A 15,282-nucleotide genomic window follows, 5' to 3' on the forward strand; every position below is an offset into this window, starting at 1 on the left:
TTAAAAATCCTTAGTCTAATTAGACTAAGGATTTTTTCTATTTTTATAATAGTATTATTAATTTTATATTAAATATAGTCAGTGATGTATTTATATTTTATGAACTAATGCTTTCCCATGCTGCATGCATACCAGCAACTCTGCCAGTTACCATTGCCGCTGTGATATTATATCCTCCAGTATAACCATGAATATCTAAAACCTCTCCGCAAAAGTATAATCCATGCATTAACTTTGACTTCATAGTGCTCGGGACCACTTCTTTTATTGAAATACCACCACCAGTCACAAAGGCTTTTTCCAAGGGTAGACTACCGTGTACATTAAAAGAAAAATCCTTTAGATTTTCTATAAATTGCTCAAGTTTTTCTTTGGATATATTTGCATTTTTTAAGTTGTGAGGTATATCAACTTTGTTTAATAAAAATTCTAAATATCTTTCTGGTACTATTCCTTTAGTTATATTTTTAAATGTCTTTTTAGGATTTTCATTCATTAATTTTTCTATTTTATTTGTGATTTTTTCCACAGTGATCGCAGGAATTGAATCAATACTAACACGGACATTTTTTTGTCCTTTTATTAATAATTTCACAATATATTGAGAGCATCGTAAGACAACTGGTCCTGAAATACCAAAATGAGTAAATAACATGTCCATTTGGTGGGAAATTACCTTTTTACCTTTATTATCATATACAGAAAGACTAATATTACGCAGTGCTGTTCCCTGTAACAGTTTCTTTTTGATAAACACTTCTTCTGACACAATCGGAACTTCTGTAGGGTATAATTCAGTAATTGTGTGACCAGCCTTTTGTGCCCATGGATAAGCATCACCTGTTGAACCTGTATGTGGTACTGCCTTTCCACCAGCTGCTATTACAATAGCTTTTGTAACTAACTTAGTGCCATCATCTAATATAATTTCATGATACGTATCTCCAAAATTAATAGTATTAACACTAGTGTTTTTTCTTACGCTAACGTTCCATTCATCAAGTTGATTTAATAATGCATTCACAACATCACTAGATTTATTACTTAAAGGAAACATTCTTCCATGGTCTTCTTCTTTTAATGGAACACCAAGTCCTTCGAAATAATCAATAATGTCATAGTTATCGAAAGTAGAAAAGGCACTATATAAAAACCGTCCGTTACCAGGTATATGTTTAATAACCTCATCAGCAGGTAAACGTTGGTAACATTGCATCGTCCACCACCGGAGATAGCGAGTTTTTTTCCTAACTTATTCCCTTTATCAATTAATAAAGTTTTGCCCCCCCCATGCTCAGCTGCTGCAATTGCAGCCATTAGTCCTGAAGGTCCACCGCCTATAACTATTACGTCTTCCATTGTAAATATACTTCCTTCCAAAATACTCATTAGTTGTATTAAATTTTATCTTAATATGCAGAGAATCACAAATATATAAGTGTAATTTATCTGTCAAAATTAATAACATTATTTAGAATGCTGTGTTAAAATAGTTTTGTTATATTATTTTAATGAATAAAGGTGAATGTATGTCGAGTTCAAATTTTTTACGTGGAACGCTCTTGCTTACTGGAGCGAGTTTTTTATCAAAATTTTTGGGGATGATCTATGTCATTCCCTTTACTAATATGGTAGATGAAACAGGGATGACACTTTATGGTTTTGCGTATGTTCCCTATTCTATAATGTTGAGTATTTCTACAATAGGTGTCCCTTTAGCTGTGTCAAAGTTTGTTGCAAAGTACAATGCAATAAATGATTATTATACCAGTATGAGAATGTTTAAAGTCGGAACTTTTATAATGCTTATAAATGGCATTATTGCTTTTCTAATCATGTACTTTGGTGCCGAGTTAATTGCTGGTTGGACAGTTGACAAAGATAATAAAAACATCACACTGAATGAAGTAAAACATGTGATCCAAATGGTTAGTTTCGCATTACTTATTATCCCTGGTATGGCAATTATGAGAGGTTTTTTTCAAGGGAATAAATCAATGGGTCCAACGGCTGTATCACAAGTGATTGAACAAATTATTAGAATAATTTTTTTACTTGTAACAGTTTCTGTTGTGGTGGTTGTTTTACAGGGTAAAATATCTACTGCAATCGGTTTTGCTGCTTTTTCAGCATTCGTAGGTGGAATTGCATCATGGGTTGTATTAGCTTTTTATTGGAAAAAACGAAAAAAATATATAGATGCAGCAATTGCATCACAAAAATACAAAAAGAAAATTCCAATATCTATATTAGTAAAAGAATTATTAAGGTACGCTGGTCCTTTTGTTTTGATTGGAATTGCTATACCATTATATCAAATGATCGATCAATTTACATTTATTCATGCGATGTCTGAAATTGGGAAAAGAGATGTTGCAGATATCGTATACTCTGTTTTTACTGTCCAGGGACATAAATTAGTAATTATTCCTGTAACAATTGCAACCGGTCTGTCTCTGGCATTGATTCCTGAAATAACAGCTGCCTATAATGCAAAAGATATGCAAAAATTAAAAAAACAAATTAATCAAGCATTACAAATTATCATGTTTTTTGTATTACCTGCTATTTTTGGTTTAATTATTCTTGCAGATTCCATATATGGTAGTTTATTTAATTTAGATAACCTTGCTCTTACTGGGAAGGTGTTTGCCTGGTATGCACCTGTGGCATTGACATTTGCATTCTTTACGGTTACGTCTTCGATTTTACAAGGAATAGACAGACAAAGCTTTACGCTAATTAGCTTATCAGCTGGAATATTAACTAAAATTTTATTGAATTCCTTGTTTATTCAAACCTTTGAGGAAATTGGGGGGGCAGTCCTGGTAACATTGATTGCGACAAGTATTGCGGTTTTGCTCAATTTGTGGCAAATTAAAAAGGCAATAGATTTTCAATTCAGGAAATTTTTCAAACTGACATTCTTAATGATAATTTTTACTGCAATTATGGTGTTTGGCATCTTAATTGTAAAGGTGACGTTAGGTATGTTTCTTGATGTTTATCATAACCGTGTGCATGCAATAATTATGATGCTTATTGGAATTGGCGTGGGCGGAACTATCTATTTATATTTAGGTTACAGTTCCACGTTATTTGAAAGAATTACGGGCAGAAGAATTGCTATTATTGACAAATTGCTTCGCAGATAAATGGGGGTATAATCCATTCGAATAGACAAATTTTTAGCGAATATGGGATATGGAAGTAGAAAAGAAGTAAAAGCATTAATCAAGAAAAAAAGAATAACTGTAAATGATAAAATTATAACGAAATCTGATATTCAAATTGATCCAGATCAGGTTCAAATTAAATGTGATGATAGTATCATTTCTTATAAAAAGTTTATTTATATTATGCTAAATAAACCTGCTGGCTACTTGTCAGCTACAGAGGATCATCATCAAAAGACAGTACTTGATTTAATTAAAAAGCAGGATAAGATCTTACACCCTTTTCCTGTAGGCCGTTTAGATAAAGACACAGAAGGTCTGTTATTATTAACTAATGATGGTCAATTAGCCCATGATTTATTATCTCCCAAAAAGCATGTCGATAAAAAGTACATAGCCATGTTAGCTCACAACATTTCGGATCACGATGTAGAGAATTTTGCGGCAGGTATTATGTTAGAGGATGGTTATGTTACAATGCCTTCACAATTACGTTTGATTAAAGATAATACAGTCGAAATCATAATTACTGAAGGAAAATACCATCAAATTAAAAGAATGTTTGAAGCTGTCGGAAATAAAGTGACATATTTGAAAAGAGTAGCAATGGGTGATTTAATCTTAGACTCTGAATTGAAGTTAGGAAAATATCGTGAATTAACAGAGAATGAATTGAGAAGTTTACAAGACAGATAAAATGCCAGTACTTATAAAAATACTGGCTAAGAATATATTCAATCGTATGTTTTAGGAGATTTTTACTTTTTTATTTGTGATTTTCCAACTTCCCCCCCGATTTGGACTATTGACGAGTCCATTATATGCTAGCAAAGATAAATCTCGTTGCACGGTACGATCCGTTATACCAAATTCTTCAGCTATTTGACTCGTAGTCACTGGCCCATTTTCTTTTATGAATAAATAGACCGCTTTCGCTCGAGTTAACATGCGGGTGGTTGATTGACTCAAAAAATCACTCCTTCAAAGTTTTCACTTAAAACCTTGTTAAAGTATATTCATGATGTAAGTACTATTTTACACTTTATTAGAGATATTTTCTAGCTGAAACGATTAATTTACAGAAAATTTAAAAAAATGGGGGGTTATGCTGAAATGAATTTACTCAGACATCTGATGAGAAAGGCTATTCACATTTCAAACGTTATTGTTTTTGTTATGAGTTTTATTATGGTACTTTTTTCTTCATATCTTATAGTATTACTTGAAAGAGAGAATTTCCCATCCTTATTTGATGGCTTTTGGTGGGTTATGACGACAGTAACTACAGTTGGATACGGGGGGGATTTTTATCCAGAAACAGTTCCAGGTAGATGGTTAGGATTATTTTTGTATATATTCGGAATTGGTTTAATTGGATTAGTAATAGGAAAAATTATTGACGGATTAACGATGTATCGGAAAAAACGAGAAGAAGGTGATATTGTGTATAAAGAAAAAGGACATTATATAATTATCGGCTGGTCACAAAAGGCAAAATTTGCTATTAAAGAAATGCTTGCAACGGAATCTGCTATTGAAATAGTTATCATTGATCAATTAGAGAAGGCGCCAATATTAGATAGTAATATATCTTACATAAGAGGTAATGCATGTGATAAGGCTCCACTTGAAAAAGCAAATATTCATGAAGCGAAGTCCGTGTTAATTTTTGCAGATGATATGATCAAGGATAATCAATTAGCGGATGGAAAAACACTATTAATAGCTTCCACAATTGAATCGATGGCACCTGAAGTACATACAATTGTCGAAGTGATGGAAGAAAGTCATATTAAAAATTTCAAATATATGAAGATAGATGAATTTATCATTTCAGATGAAACAATATCTTCCTTATTTGTAAGATCTGCATTTCGTAAAGGAATTTCTAGTATTTTCAGACAATTATTAAACCGTTCGCATGGAGACGATTTATATCTTGTTCCAACAAAATCTTCCTGGAAAACATATCGCGATGCTTTTAATGAACTATTAGAAAAAGGAGCGACACTGGTATCTGATCGTGATCAATTAAATATCAACCGAATGTTAGATCAAACTATATCTGATCATGCTGAACTATATGTTATTTGTGATCATGAAACATATCAAAACATATTAAAGGAATATTGAAAAGAGGTGGCAGTTTGGCTCAATTAATTAAACTTGATAACTATATATCACGATATCAACGTGATATCTTTCATTACCCTAGTCAATTTTCACGATTAAAAACTGAAAATTGGCAAAGGTTAAAATATTTATGGCACGATCAAATGCAGTTAAAACTGGAAGTTAACGATCAAGATAAAATAGAAGATACCAATTTTTCTAAATGGCGTTCTTTCTTTAAGAGTCGATCAGAAGAAATTGATAAAGACAGTGATGATAAAAAGGAATTGGAGTACCTTCCTGAGACTGAGGAAGAACTGAAGTATTACTTTCTGGATACATTAATGCCATTTCAATTAAAATGGGCATCTAGTACTATTAATGAAATGTCCTTTATTGATAAACGTTATTATCGGGATCTTTTGTTGAAGTATTTTTTGCAACGAATACCTGATACCCATTTATTAATGTACTTTCCTGTCTTTCAATTGAAGAATGGTCCTTTGGAAGGTGATATTGTATTAATAAGCCCTTTGGAAATTGAAGTTATTACATTAATTGAAAGACCTAGCAATCAAACGATCATTCCGAATGATTCTCGGAGTTGGTATATAGAAGAGAATAATATTCAAAGTAACTTTCTAAGTCCCCTTATTAGTACGAAAAGAACAGTAAAGGTGATACAAAGTATATTACAAAAATATGATCTGCAATTTCCAGTTAAAAAAATAATTTTATCTCGTACAAATAAAATAGATTTTCATATAGAACCATATCAGACAGTCTATATTGATCGCGAACAACATGATCAATGGTTACAAAAGAAACAAAACTTAAATGTACCTTTAAAGCACCATCAATTAAAAATCGCGGGTACCTTACTTAAACATTGCGAATCAATCGCAGTTTCAAGACCTGAATGGAAGCAAGAGAAAAATCCGTCAGATTCTTTCTGGTTTTGATAAAAAAAATATAAAATTTGTCGATTTATAAATTTTCTCTTGAAATTATACCTGATTTTGCGTTAATCTATTATTATTCCTTTTTATAGAAAAAGAGGTTAACAGATTTTTTTGAGAAAATGAGGGTGACAGCTGTGGAAATTATTTTAGGAGAAGAATGGACGATTTTTCCTGCCGGTGGTGCAACAGGCGCGGCTTATTTTGCCCAATCAAATAATAAGAAACTATTCTTAAAACGTAATTCATCTCCTTTTTTAGCTGTATTATCTGCTCAAGGTATCGTGCCAAAACTTGTTTGGACGAAACGTCTTGAAAATGGTGATGTTGTAACAGCACAACAATGGTTAGATGGAAAAGCATTAAATATAGAAGAAATTCAGCACCCTAAAGTAGCAAATTTGTTAAGTAAGATTCATCATTCCTCTGAATTATTAGATATGTTGTTGCGTATCGAAAAAACAACTATCGTTCCAGATCATACTTTAGAACGTGTAAAACAATTTGTGCAAGGTAGTACTAATGCACGTAATTCTATTTCTATCTATAAAGCAATTAAGTTTTTGGAAAGTCGTTTAACGGCTATTTATTATGGTGAGCAGGTCGTCTGTCATTGTGATTTAAATCATCATAACTGGATGTTATCGGCTAATGGGGAATTATATTTAATTGATTGGGATAATGCTCGTGTTGGTGATCCTGCAATGGATATCGGCCGAATCCTTCAATCTTATATACCTAAGCAAGATTGGAATCAATGGTTAGAACATTATGGATTGGAAAATAGTAAATATTTAATGAGACGGATGCACTGGTATTTAATTGTGGATGAAATTATCGGTTATATTTGGAGTGAAAATCGTGAAAAAAGCAAAGAAGCTAATACTCATTTACATGAGTTAAATCAGCTTCTAAAGCAAATCAATGATTGGCATCTTTAATAACCTGTAACCATTGTTGAATATCCGTTTGATGCTGATGAATATGGTCGTCTAAATTGTTAGAAATAGCACCTTTATTTCCATATTGATCAATTCCATTAATTACATCATAAAGGTTATTATCCATATTAGGATGTTGTTGAATAGATTTTATTAATCTTGAGATTTGTTCACATTCTGAACTGCTACCACAACATTCTTCCGCATGTAAGCTTAGAAGATCATAAAGTAAATCTAATTGGTTATTTACGTTTAATACCATGATAAAATCCCACCTTTACATTTAGCATGAGCGATTATTTAAATCTTATACTTGAATAAAAAATGGATGAGGCTTTTGCTGAATTTTTGGCAAAAGCCAATTTTTTGTAATAGTAGAATGAAAAGCGTGGGATAATGAGAACAATAACATAAAGGGGTACTAATAATGAGAGCAAGACATAAACCATGCAGATGACTATTTAAAAGAAAATCAAAATGTCGTTGAATTGCATCCATCAGAATATAAAGGGAAATGGAAGCAACTCAAAACAGCTAATAAGTCGATCCATCTTGAGATCGGAACAGGTAAGGGACAGTTTATTGATGGAATGGCACAGCAACATCCTGATATTCATTTTATTGGCATTGAAGTTGCGAAAAGCATTATTGTATCAGCCGTTGAAAAAGTGAAAGAAACGCAACGAAAGAATATAACGTTAATAAATGAAGATGCTCAGGATCTTTCAGATTTATTTGAAAATAATGAAGTGGAAAAAATATATTTAAACTTTTCTGATCCTTGGCCAAAAAATAAACATGCAAAGAGAAGATTAACGTATCATACATTTTTAGAGCAATATCAACGAATTTTAAAGCCGAATGGTGAATTGATTTTAAAAACGGATAATAAAGGTCTTTTTGAATATTCGTTGGTAAGTTTTTCTCAGTTTGGAGGTATATTAGAGGATGTGTCTTTAGATCTGCATTTATTGGATGATCCCTTCAATGTCATGACAGAATATGAGGAAAAATTCTCGGCAAAAGGACAACCGATTTATCGTAGCCGCATTCGATTCCCAAGGGAATAAATAGAAAGAGTTGGCGATATTTAACCCCCCCAAAAGGAAATAATGAACATATAAAAAATCTGGACGATAACAAATTAGCGCAGAATTTGTTATCGTCCAGATTTTATTTTTATCCAATCTTTTTTGAAAATAGAATATTATCCGTGTTGTGGCAACATATCGATCAGGGTACCTGTATGTGCATCGATATAGAATTCGTATGGCACATGCTGATTATCGATAAATTTTGTGATGCCACCATGATAAACTTCATATTGCAAATCATTTTTTAGAAAAGTCTCAGGTTTCATATATATCCATGATCCACTGACCTCATATTTCTTTTGAAAACTTTCCTTTACAGATATTAAAGCTTTCTCCGGCTTTATGTACTGTTTATTATCCTGTTGTTGTCTAAATAAATAACCTATTGAGAAAGCGATACAGGCAATAATGATAGTGTTTTTCTTATTCATTTAATCACTCCATCCTTTAAAAAAGTTGACTGAAGAAACATATACTTTTATCTTAAAGATAATAATAGAAAAAAAGCAAGCGAAAAGATATGTTAAAATGTAATTGTAATGCTTATAGCTAATAGAAAGGATGTTATATATATGAATCAAGAAACATTGGATTTGTTTCGCACGTTAACAGAATTACCAGGAGCATCTGGTAACGAACACGCAGTTAGAGCTTTTATGAAACAAGAACTAACTAAATATGCAGATGAAATCATTCAGGATCGTCTTGGTGGGGGGGTTTTTGGTATTAAACATGGTGAAGGTCCCAAGGTTATGGTAGCAGGTCATATGGATGAAGTAGCATTTATGGTTACGCAAATTACTGATAATGGAATGATTCGATTCCAACCATTAGGTGGATGGTGGTCACAAGTGTTATTATCCCAACGAGTTGAAATACATACTGAAGACAGAAAAATTACAGGAGTAATTGCTTCCATTCCACCACATATCCTGACCAAAGAAGAAAGAGCGAAACCAATGGAACAAAAAAATATGCTAATTGATATAGGTGCTGACGATAAAGAAGATGTGGAAAGAATCGGTGTGAAACCAGGTCAGTCAATCTTACCAGTTTCTTCTTTTACACCAATGGCAAATGAAAAGAAAATACTTGCAAAAGCATGGGATAATCGTTATGGATGTGGCTTAGCAATTGAATTAATGAAAGAGTTACGAAATGAAACATTGCCGAATCAGCTTTATTCTGGTGCTACAGTACAGGAAGAAGTAGGGCTTAGAGGATCTAAAGTAGCAGCTAATATGATTCAGCCTGATATTTTTTACGCGCTGGATGCTTCTCCTGCAAATGATATGTCCGGAGATAAGAAAGAGTTTGGTCAACTTGGTAAAGGTGCACTTTTGCGTATATTTGATCCTACGATGGTGACACATCATGGCATACGTGACTTTGTATTAGATACGGCCGAAACTCATGATATACCTTATCAATATTTTGTTTCTCAAGGTGGAACAGATGCTGGAAGTGTTCATTTATCCAATCAGGGTGTGCCATCAGCAGTCATCGGTATTTGTTCTCGATACATTCATACTCCTTCATCAATCATTCACGTTGACGATTATCAGGCAGCGAAAGAATTACTAATTAATTTAGTTAAAACAACAGATCAAAATACAGTAGATCAGATTCATTTTAACGGGTGAATGTAAAAATGAAAATTATACTTGGTTCCTTTAACAGAGCAAAGATATAAGCAGTATGAAACGTATTTTTAAAATTAAAATAAATTTTCGCTTGTGGAATTTTTTAAAAATAGTATGATAGTAAAAGGGGGAAAATAGGACTAAAATATCAGGAGGATTATTATGAAATTTGAAAAATCTGGTTTAGTAGTTATTTTCTTTTTATTGCTGTTTTTAATAGGAATAAGCATTTGGACCATTAAACCAGTCGAGGAAGTCTTATCAGAAGCGGTTGATGTTGCTGAACGACATTTTAAGGCAGAACCATTAGTACAGAATAAACAAGTTGATAATTTTTCATTGTTTTTACCAGAAGGTTTTATAGTAGAAGAGCAGACTGTGAGTAATTTACTACTTAAGAAGGAAGATAAATCTTATATACTTTTCTATAATGCATTAGAATCACACACAAGTCGTTTAAACTATGAAGCAGCAAAAGAAATAAATGATCATCAGTGGTTAAAATCATTCGAAGATAATGACCGCTTTGGTTTTATAAACATAACCAAGCATGACGAAAATTTTGAAGTGCAGCTAGGTGTTGGTGGTGTAAAAGTCACGACGTTCAGCACAAAGGATAAATTAATTAACGATGTAAAAGATATGATGGACATAACAAATTCTATAGCATATGAAGAGACGGGAGCATAATCAATTATGAAGTCATTACAAACAGAACAAGAATTTAATCAATTGAAAGCAGGAAATAAAGTCATCTTTTTGTTCTCAGCAAATTGGTGTCCAGACTGTCGGATTATCGAACCTGTACTGCCCGAAATAGAGAATAAATTTCAGGATTACACGTTTGTTTCTGTGGACAGAGATCAATTCATAGATATTTGTGTACAACATGATATTTTTGGTATTCCGAGTTTTTTAGCATATGATCATGGAACTGAACTAGGAAGATTTGTTAGTAAAGATAGAAAAACTCAATCAGAAATTGAAAACTTTATAAAGGACTTAGCATAATTCAAAAAGGAATCTGGCAAAAAGTTAGATTCCTTTTTTGCTTCCTACTTAAAACTAAACAGCAAAGATACTGTTCGTTTTATAAATTTGACGATGAACTGTTATGAAGAGTGAGGCCATGCTGTATATTTTTCATTTTCTATCAATAATGTTATAATTCCATAAGTGTTTTCTTCCGAAAAGGAGGACGAAGAAGATGACAATGACATCAATCAAAATGAAAAAAAATTAGACGAATTATTTACACATGACGAATGGCGAGTATCTTTTAATCGTGATAAAGATATATATCGTGTGGAATGGAAAGATACAAAGCAAGGTGTTTCGATAAATATACCTAATGTCATAGCAAAATATGAAAGAAGAGGAGACCTCGCCATAGAGGAATTACACTTTCATGTTAGTGAATCATTAACAATGATGCACGAGGAACATCAATTAGAAGGTGAAGAAAAACATATTTTTCCGGTTATCCGTGCTACATCTTTTCCTAAAAAAACAAAAGCTGGTAAAGAATTAGTTTATGTTCAACATACTGCCGAAACAAATATTTATTATGCATTAGATTTGGGAACAACTTATCAGCTAATTGATAAGAAAATGTTAAACGAACAAGGCTGGAATTTGGAAAGATTAAAGGAAATAGCTTTATTTAATATAAGATCATTAGATGTAAATCCAAAAAAAGATACCGTGGCAGAGAATGATTTCTATTTTATTGCTACACAGGATGGCTATGATGCAAGCAGGATTTTAAATGAAGCTTTTCTTGAGGAAATGAAAGCCAATGCTGTCGGAGAATTAGTTGTTGCTGTACCACATCAGGATGTCTTAATTATAACAGATGTTAAGAATGAGATGGGATATGATATTCTCGCTCAAATGACCATGAAGTTCTTTGCAGAAGGTCGTGTGCCAATTACTTCCTTACCATTTATTTATGAGGATAAGCATTTAGAACCAGTTTTTATATTAGCCAAGAATAAACCACAAAAATAAGAGGGGGGGTATCGGAGATATGTTTGTATATTATAATGAAAAAGGTATTGGAGATGTATTACTGTTTCCAATGAAAAACAGTAATAAGATTTCTTTTGAAAGAAAGCAGGATATTGTTACATTGTTTGATGAAGTAACAAAAGAAACGGTTGGATTTAATATATTTAATGCCTCCACGTATTTTAAGGATTTATCTACAGGAAAGATGAAATTAACAGAAAAACTATTAGCAGAATTAAACGAGGCTTTCGAGAAAAACAACACAAAAAAAATTGATCTAGATGTAACTGCTAAATTTGTGGTTGGATTCGTAGAAAAATTCAAGCCCATGAAAATGCTGATAAACTTCGAGTGTGTCAAGTCGACGTTGAAGATGATAGGCTGCAAATTGTTTGTGGTGCACCAAATATCGATAAAGGTCAAAAAGTGGTAGTTGCAAAGGTTGGTGCTGTTATGCCAGGTGGATTTGAAATTAAACCAACCAAACTTAGAGGTGTGGATTCAAATGGTATGATCTGTTCTCAAAAAGAATTAGGATTGCCGAATGCCCCCCCTAAGGAAAAAGGAATCTATGTATTACCTGCTGATAAAATAGTTGGAAGTGAATTTCAATTCTAAGCCCTTTGTCCTTGACGAGGGTTTTTTATTTGTCTAGGAAATTATAGAATTAAGCCCTGTGGATAAAGTAGACGCGAGTAGCCACGTCCAGCTCCGAGCGCCAAAAACTAGGCGACTTCACGAATCATCCTACGATAAGTCATCATCGGTTCGCAAGCTCTCCGTGATTCCTTTATCTCAGTTGATTCGCTCCAGTCGCTACGTTTTTAACCGGCGCTCTGAGCTTTTGTTCTTCAATTAGTTATAAGGCATGAAATCTATAATGTTTTTCGTGTGTCTTCAGAGATAATTGCTATTACAATGCGTCTTTTCATGCTAAAATAGGGAATAAGTTCTCGATTGAAAAATCGTACATAAATAAGGAAGTGAGCGTGACGTACGATGTGGAAGAATATAAAAAAAGATGGGAACATTTCTTTGATGACGATCATCAGGAAATTGATAACAATAAGAATAACGTAAAAGATACAGTGTATAAATCAATAGAAACCAAGATGGCTTATCAATATCCTATAAGACATAATGTCACTAACAAATATATGGATAGAGCGATTGATAAAGTAGAAGAAGAGGAAATTGAATCATCGATAATCGATCAACGAAATAATGTTTATCATAAACAACCATTTAAAGCACAAGAAATACCCTCACCTATCTATGGATTTCGCACACGTAATGAGACAAAAGAAGAAGCAAAGAGCGATAATAGCGAAAATTTGATCCCATTGCAGCAAAATAACATAATAATTGAAAATGCTACTGATAAAAATACCAACGATAAAATAGATAGCGACAATAAAATAATTGATTTTTCCAAAGAGGACCAGAAAAAAGAACAAAAGAATATAGCAGAAAAACCGACAAATAATCGTATAGAAGTTACTAATAGTATTGGACGTAATGATTTAAGGGAAAACCAAAAGCAGCCGAGAACTCAAAAGCCGTTAAACGTAATAATGACCCCCTCGTGATAAATGGAGGCAACAAAGAAGAACACAGAATATAATATCAAAACAAGATGCTGAAAGATATCCGCAAGCCGATGAAAAGATAGAGCATCAACAAGAACAATTTAATAATATCCAACATGTAGAAGTAAAAAAAACTATCCCGATTCATTTGTTAAATGATGAAACGAAAACCGAAAACAATCATGATGAATGGGTGCAACAACAAGCAGAAAAGTTACAAACTACTTTACGTTATTTTAATATTAAGGCTAAAGTAGTAGATGCAACACAAGGCCCGTCCGTTACTCGATTTGAAATTCAACCAGAGCCTGGGGGGGTTAAAGTGAGTAAGATCAAAAATTTAAGTGATGATATTAAATTAAATATGGCTGCTAAGGATATTAGGATGGAAGCACCAATTCCAGGTAAAAGTACGATCGGTATTGAAGTTCCAAATTTACATCCAGAAGCAGTATTCTTACAAAGACTAGTAGAAAGTAAGGCGTTTAACGAGAATACATCCCCCTTTGACAGTAGCGCTTGGTGCCGATATAGAGGGAGAATCTGTTGTAACGGATTTACAAAAGATGCCACATGGTTTAATCGCAGGTGCAACAGGTTCCGGAAAGAGTGTCTGTATCAATACAATTTTGATTAGCCTTCTGTACAAGGCTAATCATCATGAAGTGAAATTCTTATTAATTGATCCTAAAATGGTAGAATTGACTCCTTATAATGATATTCCCCCCCATCTTGTTGCACCTGTTATTACAGACGTAAAAGCAGCTACTTTTTCGTTAAAGTGGGCCGTGCAGGAAATGGAAGATAGATATGCTAAATTCGTAAAAGAAGGTGCACGGGATATTGGCCGTTATAATGAAAAAATAAAACGACAAAAACGTGATAATGAACATATGCCCTATATCGTAATTGTCATAGATGAATTGGCGGATCTAATGATGACATCCCCCCCACATGATGTGGAAGATGCGATTTGTCGTATTGCGCAAAAGGCAAGAGCGTGTGGCATCCATTTGCTTATTGCAACTCAAAGGCCTTCAGTAGATGTCATTACAGGATTAATTAAAGCTAATATTCCAACTAGAATTGCCTTTAGTGTCTCATCACAAGTGGATTCCAGAACTATTCTAGATGCAAGTGGAGCTGAGAAGTTACTTGGAAAAGGTGACATGCTATTTGTGGAAAATGGTTCAAGTGAAACCAAAAGAATTCAAGGTGCATTTGTATCTGATGATGAGATTGAACGCATTACTAATTACGCAAAACAGATCGCAGCACCTAAATATTTATTTGAGCAAGATCAATTAATACAGCAAATCTCACAAGATGAAGATATTGACGAACTATATCAGGAAGTAGTTGATTTTGTATTAGAGTACAATGGAGCCAGTGCCTCATTATTACAAAGAAGATTTAAAGTGGGATACAATCGAGCAGCAAGATTAATCGACATGATGGAACATAATGGTATTATATCAGGTCAAAATGGTAGTAAACCAAGGGATATTCTACTAAGTAGAAATGATTTAATAAATGAAAAAAATTAATTGTAGGTATTTTAAACTATTTTAGTAATGTAACTGTATAGTACCAAGAACATTCATCCGTATTTTGTATATAATAGGATAAATAATGTGGGTATAGGCAAAATATAAATTAACACTTGACATAAAACAAAATTTAATGGATGATTATTTCTTGTGCATAGGTTTTTGCTATGAATGAAATATAATGTAAACAATATTGATTTGTTGTACG

13 protein-coding genes and 4 pseudogenes are annotated in these 15,282 nt (G+C 32.9%); 13 read left to right on the plus strand and 4 right to left on the minus strand.

From position 1 onward, the window contains the following. Positions 1-97 precede the first annotated feature (97 nt). Positions 98-1,389, minus strand: a pseudogene (locus JCM21714_RS07055) (BaiN/RdsA family NAD(P)/FAD-dependent oxidoreductase). A gap of 140 nt (positions 1,390-1,529) precedes the next feature. Here JCM21714_RS07055 and JCM21714_RS07060 point away from each other — a divergent pair. Together JCM21714_RS07060 and JCM21714_RS07065 are read left to right on the plus strand one after the other, a co-directional pair. Beyond that, complete coding sequence (locus JCM21714_RS07060; RefSeq protein ID WP_035722933.1) at positions 1,530-3,155, plus strand: putative polysaccharide biosynthesis protein; 1,626 nt, start codon at positions 1,530-1,532, stop codon at positions 3,153-3,155. A 21-nt stretch (positions 3,156-3,176) separates the two neighbouring features. After that, positions 3,177-3,872 carry a pseudouridine synthase gene (locus JCM21714_RS07065; RefSeq protein WP_369403502.1) on the plus strand — a complete coding sequence of 232 codons (696 nt, stop codon included), beginning with the start codon at positions 3,177-3,179 and terminating at the stop codon, positions 3,870-3,872. 51 nt (positions 3,873-3,923) lie between these two features. On the opposite strand, the gene JCM21714_RS07070 is transcribed toward JCM21714_RS07065, so the two are convergent. Continuing rightward, positions 3,924-4,145, minus strand: coding sequence for an HTH domain-containing protein (locus tag JCM21714_RS07070; RefSeq protein WP_035722937.1), 222 nt, complete (start codon positions 4,143-4,145; stop codon positions 3,924-3,926). 144 nt (positions 4,146-4,289) lie between these two features. Here JCM21714_RS07070 and JCM21714_RS07075 point away from each other — a divergent pair, with 144 nt between their 5' ends. The 3 genes from JCM21714_RS07075 (at position 4,290) to JCM21714_RS07085 (ending at position 7,188) form a co-directional block, all read left to right on the plus strand. Then, positions 4,290-5,309: a potassium channel family protein gene (locus JCM21714_RS07075; RefSeq protein ID WP_035722938.1), complete on the plus strand. Its 1,020-nt coding sequence runs from the start codon at positions 4,290-4,292 to the stop codon at positions 5,307-5,309. 14 nt (positions 5,310-5,323) lie between these two features. Further along, positions 5,324-6,250 (plus strand): hypothetical protein, encoded by a 927-nt coding sequence (locus tag JCM21714_RS07080; protein ID WP_035722940.1) that lies wholly within the window; start codon positions 5,324-5,326, stop codon positions 6,248-6,250. A 119-nt stretch (positions 6,251-6,369) separates the two neighbouring features. Continuing rightward, positions 6,370-7,188 carry a phosphotransferase family protein gene (locus JCM21714_RS07085; protein WP_235182671.1) on the plus strand — a complete coding sequence of 273 codons (819 nt, stop codon included), beginning with the start codon at positions 6,370-6,372 and terminating at the stop codon, positions 7,186-7,188. Here the strand turns inward: JCM21714_RS07085 and JCM21714_RS07090 are convergent. Next, positions 7,169-7,450 carry a YtzH-like family protein gene (locus JCM21714_RS07090; protein WP_035722944.1) on the minus strand — a complete coding sequence of 94 codons (282 nt, stop codon included), beginning with the start codon at positions 7,448-7,450 and terminating at the stop codon, positions 7,169-7,171. The two genes, JCM21714_RS07085 and JCM21714_RS07090, sit on opposite strands and share 20 nt — an antisense overlap. A gap of 226 nt (positions 7,451-7,676) precedes the next feature. Between JCM21714_RS07090 and trmB the strand changes: the two genes are divergently transcribed. Next, a complete protein-coding gene (gene trmB, locus JCM21714_RS07095) occupies positions 7,677-8,258 on the plus strand; it encodes a tRNA (guanosine(46)-N7)-methyltransferase TrmB (protein ID WP_369403495.1) in 582 nt (193 codons plus the stop codon). A 137-nt stretch (positions 8,259-8,395) separates the two neighbouring features. Here trmB and JCM21714_RS07100 read toward each other — a convergent pair whose 3' ends face one another. Continuing rightward, positions 8,396-8,713 (minus strand): PepSY domain-containing protein, encoded by a 318-nt coding sequence (locus JCM21714_RS07100; RefSeq protein WP_035722946.1) that lies wholly within the window; start codon positions 8,711-8,713, stop codon positions 8,396-8,398. Positions 8,714-8,854: 141 nt separating this feature from the next. On the opposite strand from JCM21714_RS07100, the gene JCM21714_RS07105 reads away from it, so the two are divergent. From JCM21714_RS07105 to JCM21714_RS21095, 7 genes and pseudogenes are all read left to right on the plus strand, one after another. Next, positions 8,855-9,925, plus strand: coding sequence for a M42 family metallopeptidase (locus JCM21714_RS07105; protein ID WP_035722948.1), 1,071 nt, complete (start codon positions 8,855-8,857; stop codon positions 9,923-9,925). A gap of 162 nt (positions 9,926-10,087) precedes the next feature. Then, complete coding sequence (locus JCM21714_RS07110) at positions 10,088-10,615, plus strand: hypothetical protein (protein WP_035722949.1); 528 nt, start codon at positions 10,088-10,090, stop codon at positions 10,613-10,615. Between the two features lie 6 nt (positions 10,616-10,621). Next, positions 10,622-10,936: a thioredoxin family protein gene (locus tag JCM21714_RS07115; protein ID WP_035722950.1), complete on the plus strand. Its 315-nt coding sequence runs from the start codon at positions 10,622-10,624 to the stop codon at positions 10,934-10,936. A gap of 196 nt (positions 10,937-11,132) precedes the next feature. Continuing rightward, positions 11,133-11,935, plus strand: a pseudogene (locus JCM21714_RS07120) (DUF1444 domain-containing protein). Between the two features lie 19 nt (positions 11,936-11,954). Then, a pseudogene (gene ytpR, locus JCM21714_RS07125) lies at positions 11,955-12,553 on the plus strand (YtpR family tRNA-binding protein). A gap of 371 nt (positions 12,554-12,924) precedes the next feature. Beyond that, positions 12,925-13,524 (plus strand): hypothetical protein, encoded by a 600-nt coding sequence (locus JCM21714_RS21090; RefSeq protein ID WP_235182672.1) that lies wholly within the window; start codon positions 12,925-12,927, stop codon positions 13,522-13,524. Positions 13,525-13,654: 130 nt separating this feature from the next. After that, positions 13,655-15,071, plus strand: a pseudogene (locus JCM21714_RS21095) (DNA translocase FtsK); the annotation flags it as partial. Between the last annotated feature and the right edge of the window lie 211 nt (positions 15,072-15,282).

Source organism: Gracilibacillus boraciitolerans JCM 21714, from assembly GCF_000521485.1.
Taxonomy (GTDB): Bacteria; Bacillota; Bacilli; order Bacillales; family Amphibacillaceae; genus Gracilibacillus; species Gracilibacillus boraciitolerans.

Bases quoted from the DNA above. Each gene is read 5' to 3' on its own strand.
- JCM21714_RS07100 (WP_035722946.1), bottom strand. From the start codon at position 8,713: ATGAATAAGAAAAACACTATCATTATTGCCTGTATCGCTTTCTCAATA.
- JCM21714_RS07115 (WP_035722950.1), top strand. From the start codon at position 10,622: ATGAAGTCATTACAAACAGAACAAGAATTTAATCAATTGAAAGCAGGA.
- JCM21714_RS07085 (WP_235182671.1), top strand. From the start codon at position 6,370: ATGAGGGTGACAGCTGTGGAAATTATTTTAGGAGAAGAATGGACGATT.
- JCM21714_RS07075 (WP_035722938.1), top strand. From the start codon at position 4,290: ATGAATTTACTCAGACATCTGATGAGAAAGGCTATTCACATTTCAAAC.
- JCM21714_RS07110 (WP_035722949.1), top strand. From the start codon at position 10,088: ATGAAATTTGAAAAATCTGGTTTAGTAGTTATTTTCTTTTTATTGCTG.
- JCM21714_RS07060 (WP_035722933.1), top strand. From the start codon at position 1,530: ATGTCGAGTTCAAATTTTTTACGTGGAACGCTCTTGCTTACTGGAGCG.
- JCM21714_RS07105 (WP_035722948.1), top strand. From the start codon at position 8,855: ATGAATCAAGAAACATTGGATTTGTTTCGCACGTTAACAGAATTACCA.
- JCM21714_RS07090 (WP_035722944.1), bottom strand. From the start codon at position 7,450: ATGGTATTAAACGTAAATAACCAATTAGATTTACTTTATGATCTTCTA.